This window comes from Rhizobium sp. J15, assembly GCF_002531825.1.
In the GTDB taxonomy this organism is placed as follows: Bacteria; Pseudomonadota; Alphaproteobacteria; order Rhizobiales; family Rhizobiaceae; genus Rhizobium.
Genome location: NZ_NWSX01000002.1, coordinates 273,820 through 287,699 on the forward strand (window position 1 = coordinate 273,820; position 13,880 = coordinate 287,699).

Annotated in this window: 14 protein-coding genes and 1 tRNA gene; 4 read left to right on the forward strand and 11 right to left on the reverse strand. The window is 63.2% G+C overall.

The genetic code is table 11. The features are described from left to right. Nucleotides 1-58: 58 nt before the first annotated feature. The 6 genes from CO670_RS03305 to CO670_RS03330 all read right to left on the reverse strand — a co-directional run bounded on the left by CO670_RS03305 (nucleotide 59) and on the right by CO670_RS03330 (nucleotide 4,481). Nucleotides 59-544 (reverse strand): low molecular weight phosphatase family protein, encoded by a 486-nt coding sequence (locus CO670_RS03305; protein WP_176538861.1) that lies wholly within the window; start codon nucleotides 542-544, stop codon nucleotides 59-61. Next, entirely contained in the window at nucleotides 541-1,014 is a 474-nt protein-coding gene (locus tag CO670_RS03310; RefSeq protein ID WP_097588947.1) for a UPF0262 family protein, read from the reverse strand. The genes CO670_RS03305 and CO670_RS03310 overlap by 4 nt, the downstream gene beginning before the upstream one ends. A gap of 4 nt (nucleotides 1,015-1,018) precedes the next feature. After that, the gene (gene hisD / locus CO670_RS03315; protein WP_097588948.1) at nucleotides 1,019-2,317 is read right to left on the reverse strand and encodes a histidinol dehydrogenase; all 1,299 of its coding nucleotides are present in this window, start codon (nucleotides 2,315-2,317) and stop codon (nucleotides 1,019-1,021) included. Nucleotides 2,318-2,375: 58 nt separating this feature from the next. Then, the gene (locus tag CO670_RS03320) at nucleotides 2,376-2,807 is read right to left on the reverse strand and encodes a DUF2948 family protein (protein ID WP_097588949.1); all 432 of its coding nucleotides are present in this window, start codon (nucleotides 2,805-2,807) and stop codon (nucleotides 2,376-2,378) included. A 94-nt stretch (nucleotides 2,808-2,901) separates the two neighbouring features. Then, nucleotides 2,902-4,194, reverse strand: coding sequence for a UDP-N-acetylglucosamine 1-carboxyvinyltransferase (gene murA, locus CO670_RS03325; protein ID WP_097588950.1), 1,293 nt, complete (start codon nucleotides 4,192-4,194; stop codon nucleotides 2,902-2,904). 92 nt (nucleotides 4,195-4,286) lie between these two features. After that, nucleotides 4,287-4,481, reverse strand: a complete 195-nt coding sequence (locus CO670_RS03330; protein ID WP_097588951.1) for a hypothetical protein — start codon at nucleotides 4,479-4,481, stop codon at nucleotides 4,287-4,289. Between the two features lie 156 nt (nucleotides 4,482-4,637). Here CO670_RS03330 and CO670_RS03335 point away from each other — a divergent pair. Continuing rightward, nucleotides 4,638-4,712 (forward strand) — tRNA-Thr (locus CO670_RS03335). Nucleotides 4,713-4,939: 227 nt separating this feature from the next. After that, nucleotides 4,940-5,182 (forward strand): DUF982 domain-containing protein, encoded by a 243-nt coding sequence (locus tag CO670_RS03340; protein WP_097588952.1) that lies wholly within the window; start codon nucleotides 4,940-4,942, stop codon nucleotides 5,180-5,182. A 222-nt stretch (nucleotides 5,183-5,404) separates the two neighbouring features. Here the strand turns inward: CO670_RS03340 and CO670_RS03345 are convergent, their stop codons facing one another. Further along, complete coding sequence (locus tag CO670_RS03345) at nucleotides 5,405-5,671, reverse strand: hypothetical protein (protein ID WP_097588953.1); 267 nt, start codon at nucleotides 5,669-5,671, stop codon at nucleotides 5,405-5,407. A 168-nt stretch (nucleotides 5,672-5,839) separates the two neighbouring features. Here CO670_RS03345 and CO670_RS03350 point away from each other — a divergent pair, with 168 nt between their 5' ends. After that, nucleotides 5,840-6,106: a hypothetical protein gene (locus CO670_RS03350; protein ID WP_097588954.1), complete on the forward strand. Its 267-nt coding sequence runs from the start codon at nucleotides 5,840-5,842 to the stop codon at nucleotides 6,104-6,106. Nucleotides 6,107-6,213: 107 nt separating this feature from the next. Then, nucleotides 6,214-8,274, forward strand: coding sequence for an ATP-dependent helicase (locus tag CO670_RS03355; protein WP_097588955.1), 2,061 nt, complete (start codon nucleotides 6,214-6,216; stop codon nucleotides 8,272-8,274). A 123-nt stretch (nucleotides 8,275-8,397) separates the two neighbouring features. Here CO670_RS03355 and CO670_RS03360 read toward each other — a convergent pair whose 3' ends face one another. The 4 genes from CO670_RS03360 to galE all read right to left on the reverse strand — a co-directional run bounded on the left by CO670_RS03360 (nucleotide 8,398) and on the right by galE (nucleotide 13,874). Then, entirely contained in the window at nucleotides 8,398-9,336 is a 939-nt protein-coding gene (locus CO670_RS03360; protein ID WP_097588956.1) for an MBL fold metallo-hydrolase, read from the reverse strand. A 241-nt stretch (nucleotides 9,337-9,577) separates the two neighbouring features. After that, entirely contained in the window at nucleotides 9,578-10,630 is a 1,053-nt protein-coding gene (locus CO670_RS03365; RefSeq protein ID WP_097588957.1) for an enoyl-CoA hydratase/isomerase family protein, read from the reverse strand. 124 nt (nucleotides 10,631-10,754) lie between these two features. Then, complete coding sequence (locus CO670_RS03370; protein ID WP_097588958.1) at nucleotides 10,755-12,716, reverse strand: EAL domain-containing protein; 1,962 nt, start codon at nucleotides 12,714-12,716, stop codon at nucleotides 10,755-10,757. Between the two features lie 123 nt (nucleotides 12,717-12,839). Beyond that, complete coding sequence (gene galE / locus CO670_RS03375) at nucleotides 12,840-13,874, reverse strand: UDP-glucose 4-epimerase GalE (RefSeq protein ID WP_097589005.1); 1,035 nt, start codon at nucleotides 13,872-13,874, stop codon at nucleotides 12,840-12,842. Nucleotides 13,875-13,880: the final 6 nt, after the last annotated feature.

Sequence of the window (13,880 nt, forward strand, 5' to 3'; positions counted from 1 at the left end):
ACTACACAATCAAGGCAGGTTTGTGAACCTTGTTGATCAGGCTTTCCGTCATTTGTTTTCATGCCGATTGCGCGGCAACGCCTTTTCTTTTCAGCAGCCGGCTTTCGATGAGGCCTGCAAGGTGATTGCGGACCTCGCGGTAGCTTTCCAGAATCTGCTCGCGCGTTCCGGTAACGACCGTCGGATCCATGGTCGGCCAGTAGACGACATCGACGGCGTTCGACCGCGTCAGCTCCAGCGCTGCATGATGGGCCTGCGGCGAAAGCGTGATGATCAGATCGAAATAATCATCCTCGAGCTCATCCAGCGTCTGCGGCTGGCGGCGCCCGAGGGAGAGCCCGATCTCATCGAGCACGACATCGACGAAGGGATCGCGCTCGCCGGCGCGAACGCCGGCAGACCGTATATAGGTATTGGCCGGCAGAATGCTACGGGCGATGATCTCAGCCATCGGCGAGCGGATGGCGTTCAGCCCGCACATGAAGAGGATGGCGCCCGGCCTCTTTCCGTCCTCGACGTCGGCGGCGAGTTCCATGGCCGTCATCCACGCCAGTAAAGCACGCAGACCAGCGTGAAAAGACGCCGGGCGGTGTCGAAATCCACCTCGATCTTGCCGGCCAGCCTGTCCCTCAGCGTCTGCGAACCTTCGTTGTGGATGCCGCGGCGGCCCATGTCGATCGCCTCGATGCGGCTTGGCGTCGCCGAACGAATCGCTTCGTAATAGCTCTCGCAGATCATGAAGTAATCCTTGACGATACGCCGGAACGGCGTCAGCGACAGGATATGGGTGGCGACGTCGCCGCCCTCTTCGGTGGTGATGCCGAAAACCAGCTTCGAATCGACCAGCGAAATGCTCAGGCGATAGGGCCCGCCGGCATGGCCGAGCGGCTCGAAGCTGTTTTCCTCGATCAGGTCGAAGATGGCGACGGCGCGCTCATGCTCGACATCGGGCGTCGAACGGCCGATCGTATCGTCCAGGACGACGTCGCAAAGCCGGAAATCGCCCTTCGCCATGCCCTCACCTTTCGAGGTTGAGGCGGATCGCAACCGACCGCGCATGGGCATCGAGGCCTTCGGAGACGGCCAGTGCGATCGCCGCCGGGCCGAGGTCCCGCAACTGCTGCGGGCCGAGGCGCAGGATCGAGGTGCGCTTGACGAAATCGAGCACCGAAAGGCCGGAGGAGAAGCGCGCCGAACGCGCGGTCGGCAGCACATGGTTCGAACCGCCGACATAATCGCCGATCACCTCGGGCGTATGGGCGCCGATGAAGATTGCGCCGGCATTGCGGATGCCGTCAAGCAGCGGGTCGGGATCGGCGACGGCAAGCTCCAGATGTTCGGCGGCGATGCGGTTCGCCAGCGGAATGGCCTGCTGCAGATCGGAGACGAGGATGACCGCGCCGAAATCGCGCCAGCTTATCGCCGCCGTCTCGGCGCGGTTCAGCGTCTTCAACTGGCGTTCGACCGCCTGCTCCACCGCCTTGCCGAATTCGGCATTGTCGGTGATCAGGATCGCCTGGGCGCTGACATCGTGCTCGGCCTGCGCCAGGAGGTCGGCGGCGATCCAATCCGGATTGTTGTCCTTATCGGCAATGACCAGCACCTCTGAGGGGCCGGCGATCATATCGATTCCGACGGTGCCGAAGACATGGCGCTTGGCGGCAGCGACATAGGCATTGCCGGGGCCGGTGATCTTGGCGACCGGCGCGATCGTCTCGGTGCCATAGGCAAGAGCGGCGATCGCCTGGGCGCCTCCGACACGATAGATCTCGGTCACACCCACGAGTTTGGCGGCCGCCAGAACCGCCGGATTGACGGCGCCGCCGGTGGCGGGAACGGCAATGACGATGCGCTCGACGCCGGCGACCTTGGCCGGCACCGCATTCATCAGCACCGAGCTCGGATAACTCGCGGTGCCGCCGGGAACATAGAGGCCGACCGCCTCGATCGCCGTCCAGCGCGAGCCGAGGCCGACGCCCATGTCGTCCTCGTATATATCGTCCTTCGGCAGCTGCCGGCGATGATGAGATTCGATGCGCAGCGCCGCGAGCTTCAGCGCCCCCAGCACTTCCGCAGGCACCGCCTCGACGGCCGCGTCGAACTCCTCAGGCGTGACGCGCATCGGCACGGTGGCGAAATCGATGCCGTCGAACTTTCGCGAATATTCGGCAAGCGCCACATCGCCGCGGGCCCTGACATCATCGATGATGGCGCGAACGACGGTGTTCACATCCTCGGAGACTTCACGCTTCGTCGTCAGAAAGGCGGCGAAACGCTGCTCGAAACCTTCCGATGCCTGATCCAGCCAGATTGCCAAGGCCGATATTCCTTCTCAACTCGAAACCGCGATGTTCAAACTTCCGACACCACAGGCGTCAGGGATGGCGAGGCTTGGCGACCGCCGCCCAGGCGCCGCCGACATCGGCCATCTGGACCTCGATGCATTCGACATCGAGGGCAATCGAAGCCGCTCCCGACAGCGCCAGCTCGATCGTGCCCTCCGGCCCCTCGCCCTTCTTCTCGAAGCGCAGCGCCAGGAGCGACAGCACCTCGTCACGTTTTCCGCGGTCGAAGCCGAGCGAACGCACCGCGAGCACGCGCTTGAAAACCAGCGCCGCCCGGCGGCGCTCGAAACCCCTCCGCTTGCGCTCGGCACCTTCCCAGACGAAACGATTGGCGGCAAGCGCGAACTGCGCGCCGCGCGGCGACCAGTCTATGTCGCCGACCTTGAAGACGCTGTCCTGCATATGCGCGGAAATGATCCCAAGATCCTCGTCATCGAGCGCAACAAGCTTTAGATCGGTCATTCAGGCTTATCCCAGCAGGCATCGCCGGAATGGCGATGCGTCAGACAAGGGAAATAAGATGCTGCGGCGAATTACGCAACCGGGATGAGCTGGCTTACTCGCTGATGCGCTCGACGACGGCGCCGCAGCGGGTCAGCTTTTCCTCGAGCCGCTCGAAACCGCGGTCGAGGTGGTAGACGCGGGAGACCGTGGTTTCGCCCTCGGCGGCAAGGCCGGCGATGACGAGCGAGACGGAAGCGCGCAGATCGGTCGCCATGACGGGTGCGCCGCGCAGGCGCTGGACACCCTCGATCTTCGCCGTCTGGCCGGAGAGCGTGATCCTGGCGCCGAGGCGGGCAAGCTCCTGCACATGCATGAACCGGTTTTCGAAGATGGTCTCGGTGACGTGCGAAATGCCGGAGGAGCGGGTCATCAGCGCCATGAACTGCGCCTGCAGATCGGTCGGGAAACCCGGGAAGGGATCGGTGACGATATCGACCGGCTTGATGCCGGCGCCATTGCGCCTGACGCGCATCCCGTTGTTGGTCGCGGAGATATCGGCGCCGGCGCGGCGCAAGGTTTCCAGCGCGGTGTCGAGCAGCGCCACATCGGTATTTTCGAGCACGACGTCACCGCCGGCCATGGCGACGGCCATGGCGTAAGTGCCGGTCTCGATGCGATCCGGCAGGACGCGGTGACGGGCGCCGGAGAGCGAAGTGACGCCTTCGATGGTGATGGTCGCCGTGCCGGCGCCCGAGATCTTGGCGCCCATGGCATTCAGGCAGTTGGCGAGGTCGACGACTTCGGGCTCGCGGGCGGCGTTGCCGATGACAGTCGTGCCGCGGGCAAGCGTTGCCGCCATCATCAGCACATGGGTGGCGCCGACCGAGACCTTCGGGAAGGTATAGCGCGCGCCGATCAGGCCGCCGTCAGGGGCTCTGGCATTGATGTAACCGGCATCGATCTCCATGGTCGCGCCGAGCGCCGTCAGGCCTTCGATGAAGAGATCGACGGGACGCGTGCCGATGGCGCAGCCGCCCGGCAGCGAGACGCGGCAGTGACCTTCACGCGCCAGCAGCGGGCCGATGACCCAGAAGGAGGCGCGCATCTTCGAGACCAGCTCATAGGAAGCTGTGGTATCGACGATGGTGCGGCAGGTGAAATGGATCGTGCGGGCGTAGGAATCTTCCTGGCGCTCGCGGCGGCCGTTGACGGCAACGTCGACGCCGTGATTGCCGAGGATGCGCATCAGGAGCTCGACATCGGCCAGATGCGGCACGTTTTCCAGCGTCAGCGTGTCGCTGGTCAGAAGCGAGGCGATCATCAGCGGCAGTGCGGCATTCTTGGCGCCGGAAATCGGGATGATGCCATTCAGCTCATTACCGCCGACAATTCTGATACGATCCATGTGCGCTTACTTCCTGAAAGTTCTGCCGTGAAAGAAGGAGTGGAGTGTTTAAGGGATTTATCAAGCCGCTTCAATTCGCGACGGACGGAACATTACGATTCGTCCATTTTTGCGGCGGGCAGGCCATTTGTTTCGTCGGCCTGCCCGGAACGGCGGGCACGAACCTGCTGTTTGCGCCTCGAAAGATTTTCCCTGAGTTTTTCGGCGGCGCGCTCGCGGCGCAGTTTCGCCTGTGCCTCGATCGCCAGTTTGCGGCTCTGCTGGCCGGTTTCGGTCTTTTCGTTCATGTGAGCAGAATTAACCGAATTCGCGCCGATCCAAAAGTCCCTCGCATCGCAATCCACGCGAAGTTGGATTTTGCGGCTTGCGCTTGTCGTCAAGCTGTGGCAATAGCCGCCCCGTTCCCGCAATTGAGCCGCCCGGCTCGCACGGGTCCTGGTCTTGCTGCCGTAGCTCAGTGGTAGAGCACACCCTTGGTAAGGGTGAGGTCGGTGGTTCAATCCCACTCGGCAGCACCAGTTTTCTCTCCAGATATCCAGCATTATTTCTCGTGGGCTCGGCTGGCCCCTCACCCGGTTACCGGCGCCGATCACCTTGCGTGGGCTGACATTTCGCCTCATCGGCAACAAACGATTCACCATTGTTGACCGCAAAAATCTCGCTAGAATGCCTATCATGGCGGCGTCTCGCCTGAGGATAGGCGGGCGCAGCACACTGGTTCTGTCGAAACCCTGGAGGAGCATCGATGGCAACTGAAAAATGGAACGACCCGGTCAAGGTCGGTTTCGAAGACACCGACCTCAGAACCATCAACGGGCCGTTCGATGCGCTGAAATGCCTGGCGGATCTCTGGCCGAGCGCGCGCGGGCTGCATTATATCAAGGCTCGCAGCACCTGCCGGGCAGCGCTCGACGGGCGCAAGAGCGTGGAAGAGGCCAGAGCCGAATTCCTGGCGGCGGCCGAAGAGGCGAAGCTGAAGCTGCACTAACGGCTCGGCAAGGATTTCCGGCTCTCGCTGAATAAAAGCGTGCCGGAACGATACATTGTTTAATTTTCACTTAACCCTGCATCGAGCAGGTGCCGGGTTTTGGGTCAAAAGGCGTTGCACCTGGCGCAGATGCTTCGATAGGAAACAACCAGCCATCATGATGATGGTGAGAGGCTCGTCACCGGAAACGCCGGCGAGCCTCGTCCGAGCGGACCGCCATTCTCAGCAGGCTGTGCCGCCTTCGCTTTCCACCTCGACATAACCGACACCGATGATCGTGCCATCAGCCGCGCGGATGAAGGACGGCAGATAATGCGGCTCCACCTCATCGCAGGCGGGCGTCCCGGTATATTCGTTGAGGGCGATCTGATCCTTGGGCAGAGCCGAATAATCCGCGCCGGTCGTTTCCAGAGCGGCATAGGCGGAACCGGCGAAGACGCCGCAACCTGATATCAGGGTCGCTGCCCAGAGGCGAAGAACGAGCTGCATGATGGTCTCCAGCATTTAGATCCGGCATGACAACCCCCAGGGCGGCGCTTTGGTTCCCTTGCCGATGCAGGGATGTGAGCGCGATATTCTCACGGACGGCGGGTCACTCCCTTGGCGGAAACTGTGGCGGTTTCCATATGTCACTGCAGTCAAAGAGGGATGACGACAATGAGAGCGCTTCTGCCCGCTTTGATAACCACGGTGCTGCTGGCCGGCTGCTCTTCGGCCGATACACCGGCGCTGGAACCCATTCCCGGCAGCATCACCTATGGCGGCCAGCCGCGGACGAAGCTCACCAAGTCGCCCATCGGCAGCGCCGTCTACAATCAGTTCTACAACGAGACGGGTCAGCGGGTGGAGGAAACCTATATTCTCCAGCCGGACCGCAGCCTCAAACTGGTGCGGCGCGAGGTCGGCCCGGATTTCCCCGACTGAAAACCGGTCCAGGCACAGCGGCGCTTGACAGAGGCGGCAATCGCGAACATTCAAGGAACATCTAATCTTTCCCCGGTGATTCTGCGGGAGCCCGACCGGACGGCTGGATGTACCTCGATAAGCTCAATCCCCAGCAGCGCATGGCCGTCGAGCACGGCACGCTCATCGACGGCAGCCATATTGCCGGGCCGCTGCTGGTCATTGCCGGCGCCGGTTCCGGTAAGACGAACACGCTGGCGCACCGGGTCGCTCATCTCATCGTCAAGGGCGCCGATCCCCGCCGCATCCTGCTGATGACATTCTCTCGCCGGGCCGCCGCCGAAATGGCGCGGCGGGTCGAACGCATCTGCCGCGACGTGCTCGGCTCGAATGCCGGTGTGATGGCGGATGCGCTTCACTGGTCGGGCACTTTCCACGGCATCGGCGCGCGACTGCTGCGCGACTATGCGCAGCAGATCGGCCTCGATCCCGATTTCACCATCCATGACCGCGAAGACAGCGCCGACCTGATGAACCTCATCCGGCACGATCTCGGCTTCTCCAAAACGGAAAGCCGCTTTCCGGCCAAGGGCACCTGCCTTGCCATCTATTCCAGGACGGTGAATTCGGAGACCGCGCTCGACCTCGTGCTGCGCGACGCCTTTCCCTGGTGCGCGGCCTGGGAGAAACAGCTGCGCGAGCTTTTCGCCTGCTATGTCGAGGCCAAGCAGAGCCAGAACGTGCTCGATTACGACGACCTCTTGCTCTATTGGGCGCAGATGGTCGGCGAGAGCGTGATCGCCGAGGATATCGGCAGCCGCTTCGACCATGTGCTTGTCGACGAATATCAGGACACGAACCGGCTGCAGGCCTCGATCCTGATGGCGCTGAAGCCCCAAGGCCAGGGGCTGACCGTCGTCGGCGACGATGCGCAATCGATCTATTCCTTCCGTGCGGCGACGGTGCGCAACATCCTCGATTTTCCCGCATCCTTCAGCCCGGCCGCCAATATCGTCACGCTCGACCGCAATTACCGCTCGACGCAGCCGATCCTGGCGGCAGCCAACGCCGTCATCGATCTGACCTCCGAGCGCTTCACCAAGAACCTCTGGACCGAGCGGCAATCGGCCGAGCGGCCGCGCCTCGTCAATGTGCGCGATGAGGCCGAGCAGGCGCGCTATGTCGCCGACAAGGTGCTCGACAATCGCGAGGAGGGCCTCAAGCTCAAGCAGCAGGCCGTGCTCTTCCGCGCCTCGCATCACAGCGGGCCGCTGGAGGTCGAGCTGACCCGGCGCAACATTCCCTTCGTGAAGTTCGGCGGGCTGAAGTTCCTCGACAGCGCGCATGTGAAAGACATGCTGGCCGCCCTTCGCTTCGCGCAGAACCCGCGCGACAGGGTGGCCGGTTTCCGGCTGATGCAGATCCTGCCGGGCGTCGGGCCGTCGACGGCGCAGAAGGCGCTCGACCTGATGGCCGAGGATGCGAGCCCGCTGTCGGCGCTCGCCACCATGCCGGCGCCACCGCGCTCCGGCGAGGACTGGACGGCCTTCGTTTCCATGCTGCAGGAGATGAAATCCGGCAAAGCCGGCTGGCCGGCGGAAATCGGGCTGGCGCGGCAATGGTACGGGCCGCATCTGGAAAGACTGCATGAGGATGCTTCGACACGGCAGGCCGATCTCTTACAGCTCGAGCAGATTGCGGGCGGCTATGCCTCGCGCGAACGTTTCCTCACCGAACTCACCCTCGATCCGCCGGATGCGACCAGCGACCAGGCCGGCGTGCCGCTTCTCGACGAGGATTATCTGATCCTTTCGACCATTCATTCGGCCAAGGGCCAGGAATGGACGCGGGTCTTTATGCTGAATGTCGTCGACGGCTGCATTCCGAACGATCTCGCCGTCGGCACCACCGCCGAAATCGAGGAGGAACGCCGCCTGCTCTATGTGGCGATGACGCGCGCCCGGGATGGTCTCGACCTCGTCGTGCCGCAGCGCTTTTTCACGTACGGGCAGAACGCCCAGGGCGACCGGCACGTCTATGCCTCGCGCAGCCGCTTCATTCCGGCGACGCTGCTGCAGTTCTTCGAGGCCTGCAGCTGGCCGCAGGTGAAATCGGAATCCGCCGCTCAAGCGCAAGCGCGGCAGGTGCGCATCGATGTCGGCGCCCGCATGCGCGGCATGTGGCGATAATGCGTGTCGCCCGGAAGTGTGCAGCGGTTCCGGGACAACGACATGCATAAAAACAAAGAGCTAAAGCGCGCCGCATGGAATCCGATCCATGCGACGCGCTTTCGTTCGGTCTTGAGCTGGCGCTCAATAATCCCAGAATACCGGCACCCAACGGAAGGCTTTGCCTTCGACCGCCACGCGGCCGACGGACGGGAAAGGCAGGTGGGTCGCCACCAGTTGTTCGCCGGTCGCCGCCAGCTCCCGCAAAAGTTCGAGGCGAACACGAGCAGCCTCCTCGGGATCGTGTTCGAAGCCGTTGTACCAGTCAGGATGCTCGAACCCGACCGCGAACACGGCGTCGCCGGCGAATGTCAGCCGGTCGCCGCCCGATGCCAGGCGAACCACGCTATGGCCGGGCGTGTGGCCGCCGGTGCGGCGGACGACCACGCCCGGCGCCACTTCGGACTGCTCGTCGAACAGCTTGAGATGGCTGCCGTATTCGCCGAGGAACCGCTTTGCCGTTGCCCGAAGCGCATCCGGAAAGCCGGGCGGCATGGAGACGTGGCTGAAATCGGGCGCCTCCCAGAACTTGGCCTCGGCGGCCGCCACGTGGATCCGGAGGTCGGGACGCAGCCGGTCTTTCACCCCATCGACCAACAGGCCGCCGATGTGATCCATGTGCAGATGGGTCAGCACCACGTCGGTCACGGATGCCAGATCGATGCCGGCACCCTCCAACCGCTTGATCAGTTGTCCGGCGCGCGGCAAGTTCAGGTCCGGATCCAGCCCCAGCCCGGCGTCGATGAGGATGGTCTGAGTGCCGCTGCGCACGAGGACCACGTTCAGCGCCCAGTCGAAAGCGTCGCGCGGCAGGAACATATCGTCCAGCCAGACGGCGCGGTCGGCCGCATCGGCGTTGTGCCCCAGCATCGCGGTCGGCAGCGGCAGCACGCCATCGCTGATGATCAGCACGTCGATCTCGCCGATCCGCACCGCGTAGCGCGACGGCACCAATTCTTCATGTTTCGGTCTGCCAGTCTCCTGCTGACCTGATGTACGAGGTCTTGCTTCTGCCTGCGACATGGTGCGCTCCTGTTTTGCGTGATCGAAAGGTGCCGGTTACGGCTCACGTCGCGGACACTATGCCGAAGCGTGTTTGGCGGTCGATCAGGTCAAGGGAGAGGAAAGGCTACGCCTTAGGATAGGCCAGCCTATAGCTTCAGCGGGCCGCCGCGAAGGTTTGGCGGTGAAGAGGCTGGCGTAAAGAAGAAGAGGTTATCGCCCGCCGAACGATGCCTGTACTCAGTATTCAGAGGGTGCGGCGTCAGAGCGAAAGCGGCGGTTCGGCCGGTTTCAGGAAGCGCTCGACAATTGCCGGCTCGACGGCCTCGACTGACGCCGGCGACCATTTCGGATTGCGGTCCTTGTCGATGACGGCGGCGCGGATGCCTTCGAAGAAATCCGGATTGTGCAACATCTGCAGGCAGGCGCCGAGTTCGCGGCCGAGGCATTCGGCGAGCGAGGCGCTGCGGCGGCCGGCTCTCAGCAGATGCAAAGCGAGCTTCAGGCTGGTCGGCGAACGTGTCAGCAGCACACGGCGCGTCTCGGCGGCGAAGTCTCCCTCCTCCCGGGCGAGCGCCGCCAGAATCTCCTCGACGCTGTCGAAACCGAACGCACGGTCGATCACTGCCGCGTTCTGCCGCAGCCGGCTCTCACCCGGAGGCTCTGCGAAGGCCTGCAAGGCAGCATCGACATCGATCGACGAACTGCCGCGCGGCAGGGCGGACAGCGCATCGATCACCTCGCCGAGCCGCGACGACGCGATCTGAAGATCGGCAAGGCCCGCATGGATCGTGTCGGCCGCGCCGATATCGAGCCCGGTCAGGCCGAGCCATGTTCCAGCTTCGCCCGGAGCCTTCGGCAAGAGCCAGGTGGCGCCGATATCAGGAAGATAGCCGATGCCGGTTTCCGGCATGGCAAGGCGCGTGCGCTCGGTGACGACGCGGTGGCGGCCATGCGAGGACAGGCCGACGCCGCCGCCCATGGTGATCCCGTCCATCAGCGCGACATAGGGTTTCGGGTAGAGGGCGATCTGATGATTGAGACGGAATTCCTCACGCCAGAAGCTTCCGGCAAAGCCATCGCCGGCGCGGGCGCTCTCATGCAGGGCGCGAATATCGCCGCCGGCACAGAAGCCGCGTTCGCCCTCCCCCGTCACGACCACGCTCGCCACCTCGGCATCGCCGGCGAAGTTATCGAGGGCCTCGGCGATCGCCCGGATCATCGGCAGCGTCAGGCTGTTCAGCGCCCGCGGCCGGTTGAGCCGGATGGTGCCGGCAGTACCCCGCCGCTCGATGATGACTTCGCCGTCCTGCATGCTCCACCTCCACTGTTGGAGTCTTTCCTGGTCAGATTGAAGCATTCCACCCAGGAAAGACTCGAGAACATGAATAGACGACGATGGAGCATCGCTCCAGTCGATTTGCGAGGCGACGACCGGTTCAGGCGGAACGCGAATTGCGGGCGGAGGCCGCGCCGTCGCATTTGGCGGCAAATTCGATGGCGAGATCCAGCGGCAGCGGCCGCGAGAAATAATAGCCCTGCGCCAGGCGAACGCCGATCGCCTTCAGCCCCTCGGCGATCTCCTCGCTTTCGACGCCTTCGGCAACCGAGGCGATGCCGAGATTCTGGCAGAGATTGGCGACCGAGCGGGTAATGCTCATGCAGCGGGCGTCGCGATCGAAATTCATCACGAAACCCTTGTCGATCTTCAACTTGTCGAAGGCGAGACGATGAATATGGCTGAGGCTCGAGAAGCCGGTGCCGAAATCATCGAGCGCGATCGAGATGCCGGCGGCGCGCAGCATCGAGATGACCCGGTCGGCGGTGTCGAAATCGGAAAGCAGCGCCGTTTCGGTGATTTCGAATTCGATCCGTCTGGGATCGACGCCGGAGCGGGTGATCATCGCAAGCAGCGCCATCGAGGTCTCGTGGTCGCAGATATCGCGGGCCGAGAGGTTGAAGGATAACCTCAGATGTCTCGGTATGATCGCCAGCGCTTCGAGCGCCTGGGCAAAGAGGATGCGGGTCATGCGGCCGATGACCGCCGTGCGCTCGGCGGCCGGAATGAAGGCATCGGGGCTGATGCGGCCGAAGCGGGCGCTGTCCCAGCGGGCGAGCGCCTCGTAGCCGACGACGCGGCCGCTCTTCAAGTCGACGATCGGCTGATAATCGAGCTTCAATTCCCGGACAAAGTCGCCCGCCTGCAATTCGAGTTCGATCAGGTAGCGCTGGGTCAGGATCTTCTCGTGATCGGCCGAGAAGAACTCGACGCCGCTGCTGCGTTTGCTCTTGACCTGATAGAGGGCGAAATCCGCCTTCTCGTAAAGGTCCTCGGCCGTGTAGCTGCCAGCATCGGGATAGACGATGCCGCAGGAGCCGAACACACGCACCGAGCCGTCGGGGATTTCATAGGGATTGCGGACGGCGGCGCAGAGCGCCTGGCCGAGATCGGCAATCGCCTGCCGCGTCATCGCGCAGGGAAAGATGATGCCGAACTCATCGCCGCCGAGGCGGGAGACGAGGCCCTCATCGCCGACCAGCGCGGTGAAACGGCGGGCCGTCTCCTTGAGCACGAGATCGCCGGCAGCATGGCCGAAGACATCGTTGACGGGTTTGAAGCCGTCGAGATCGATAATGCCGATGACCGGCGGCGAGGCCGGATTCTCCTGCAGCCGCGTTTCCAGCGAGAGGAAGAAGCTGCGGCGGTTGGCAAGGCCGGTCAGCTGGTCCTGCAGGGCGTTGCGGCTGTTGACGAGGTTCAGCTCCTCGGCTTCCGCCCGCTTCTGCTTCAGCTCCTCGGTCAATTGCACGAGGCCGACGAAATTCTGGAAATAGCTGTTGATCACGCGGAGGAAGGGCGGGATCAGGAAGAGGCCGCTGACGGCGGTCGCCACGAAAACCGGATTGCCCGAAAACATGAAGGTCCCGACCATCGCCGAAAAGGTGATGACCGTGGTGATCGCCGCCGCCATCGGCAGGTGCATGAGGCAGAAGATGCAGGAGATGCCTGTGACAACGAGAAAATAGGCGATCTGGCCCTGCTGATAGGCATCGCCATACTGATAAAGCGCGATGGCCCAGCCGCCGAAAGCGGCGGCCAGCACGCAGGCGCCCGATATGGTGACCTTCATCAGCCTGTATGCCCGCTCGGCGGTCACGTTTTCCTTGCCCCGGACCTCCCACCAGCAGAGGCGGAAGACGCAGACGACGCTCAAGGCCACGGGAATGTAGAGCGAGAGCCACAGTGGCGCGGATCTGATATGGGTGATCGCCACCGCGAGGGCGTTGATGATCAGGAGAACGTAGAGAATGGGGATCTGCGACGCCAGAGCCTGGAACTGCGCCATCAGAAAGGTCGGATTGTCTCGTCGCAGCTGCAGCGCCGCCAGAAAGTTCTTCATGTTTTCTTTTCCGTCGGCAGAAGCCAGCCAGAGAAAGCTTGATGTTTCCTTATTCACTTAGCGTCATGCGAACCCTGCAGGCACGGGGATGGTAAACAGGCTATTGCCGCCGGCGTGCGCTGCTCAGAAGGAAGCGGCGGCGAGCGCGCGGTGGATGCTGTGAAGGTCGTCGACGTTCTTGTTCGACAGGAACAGTTCCCAATCGAGCGAACTCTGGACGATGGTTTCCAGCGAATCGTAGCGGGGCTTCCAGTCGAGCACCTGCCTGGCGAGCGAAGCGTCCGCGACGACGCTTGCCGAATCCCCGGCCCGGCGCGGCGCCATGTGGATCTTGAAGGAATGACCGTGCAGACGCGTGACCATGTTCAGCACGTCGAGGACGGAATAGCCGCTGCCATAGCCGCAATTGGCGACAAGCGGACCCTTGTCCTTGCGCAGATGCTGCAGCGCTTTCAGATGCGCATCGGCAAGATCGGTGACGTGGATATAGTCGCGCACGCCGGTGCCGTCATGGGTGGGATAATCGATGCCGTAGACATGGACGCTGTCGCGCTTGCCGAGAGCCGCCTCACAGGCGACCTTGATCAGGTGCGTGGCGCCCGAGGTCGACTGGCCGGTGCGGTGTTGCGGGTCGGCGCCGGCGACATTGAAATAGCGAAGCGCGACATAGTTGAAATCATAGGCCGCGGCGGCATCGCGCAGCATGAACTCGGTCATCAGCTTCGACTGGCCGTATGGATTTTCCGGGTTGAGGGACGCCGTTTCCTTCACCGGCAGATCGCTCTTCTGCTGACCGTAGACGGCCGCCGTCGAGGAGAAAACGAAATTGCGGATGCCGGCCTTGATCGCGGAGCTCAGAAGCGCGCGGGTCTTGCCGGAATTGTTGTCGTAATAGGAGAGCGGGTCGGCGACCGAGACCGGGACCACGGCGGAGCCGGCGAAATGGATGATCGACTCGATGTCGTTTTCGATGAAGATCTTCTTCAATATGTCGGGATCGGCGATATCGCCGAGATAGAAACGCGCCGCCGGCGCCACGGCCCAGCGGAAGCCGGTGGAAAGGCGGTCGAGCACGACCACGTCCTCGCCCGCGTCGATGAGCGCCCAAACCATGTGACTGCCGATATATCCGGCCCCGCCCGTCACCAAAACCGCCATGTCCCG

Bases quoted from the DNA above. Each gene is read 5' to 3' on its own strand.
- CO670_RS03305 (WP_176538861.1), bottom strand. From the start codon at position 544: ATGACGGCCATGGAACTCGCCGCCGACGTCGAGGACGGAAAGAGGCCG.
- CO670_RS03310 (WP_097588947.1), bottom strand. From the start codon at position 1,014: ATGGCGAAGGGCGATTTCCGGCTTTGCGACGTCGTCCTGGACGATACG.
- CO670_RS03320 (WP_097588949.1), bottom strand. From the start codon at position 2,807: ATGACCGATCTAAAGCTTGTTGCGCTCGATGACGAGGATCTTGGGATC.
- murA (WP_097588950.1), bottom strand. From the start codon at position 4,194: ATGGATCGTATCAGAATTGTCGGCGGTAATGAGCTGAATGGCATCATC.
- CO670_RS03330 (WP_097588951.1), bottom strand. From the start codon at position 4,481: ATGAACGAAAAGACCGAAACCGGCCAGCAGAGCCGCAAACTGGCGATC.
- CO670_RS03340 (WP_097588952.1), top strand. From the start codon at position 4,940: ATGGCAACTGAAAAATGGAACGACCCGGTCAAGGTCGGTTTCGAAGAC.
- CO670_RS03345 (WP_097588953.1), bottom strand. From the start codon at position 5,671: ATGCAGCTCGTTCTTCGCCTCTGGGCAGCGACCCTGATATCAGGTTGC.
- CO670_RS03350 (WP_097588954.1), top strand. From the start codon at position 5,840: ATGAGAGCGCTTCTGCCCGCTTTGATAACCACGGTGCTGCTGGCCGGC.
- CO670_RS03355 (WP_097588955.1), top strand. From the start codon at position 6,214: ATGTACCTCGATAAGCTCAATCCCCAGCAGCGCATGGCCGTCGAGCAC.
- CO670_RS03360 (WP_097588956.1), bottom strand. From the start codon at position 9,336: ATGTCGCAGGCAGAAGCAAGACCTCGTACATCAGGTCAGCAGGAGACT.
- CO670_RS03365 (WP_097588957.1), bottom strand. From the start codon at position 10,630: ATGCAGGACGGCGAAGTCATCATCGAGCGGCGGGGTACTGCCGGCACC.
- CO670_RS03370 (WP_097588958.1), bottom strand. From the start codon at position 12,716: ATGAAGAACTTTCTGGCGGCGCTGCAGCTGCGACGAGACAATCCGACC.
- galE (WP_097589005.1), bottom strand. From the start codon at position 13,874: ATGGCGGTTTTGGTGACGGGCGGGGCCGGATATATCGGCAGTCACATG.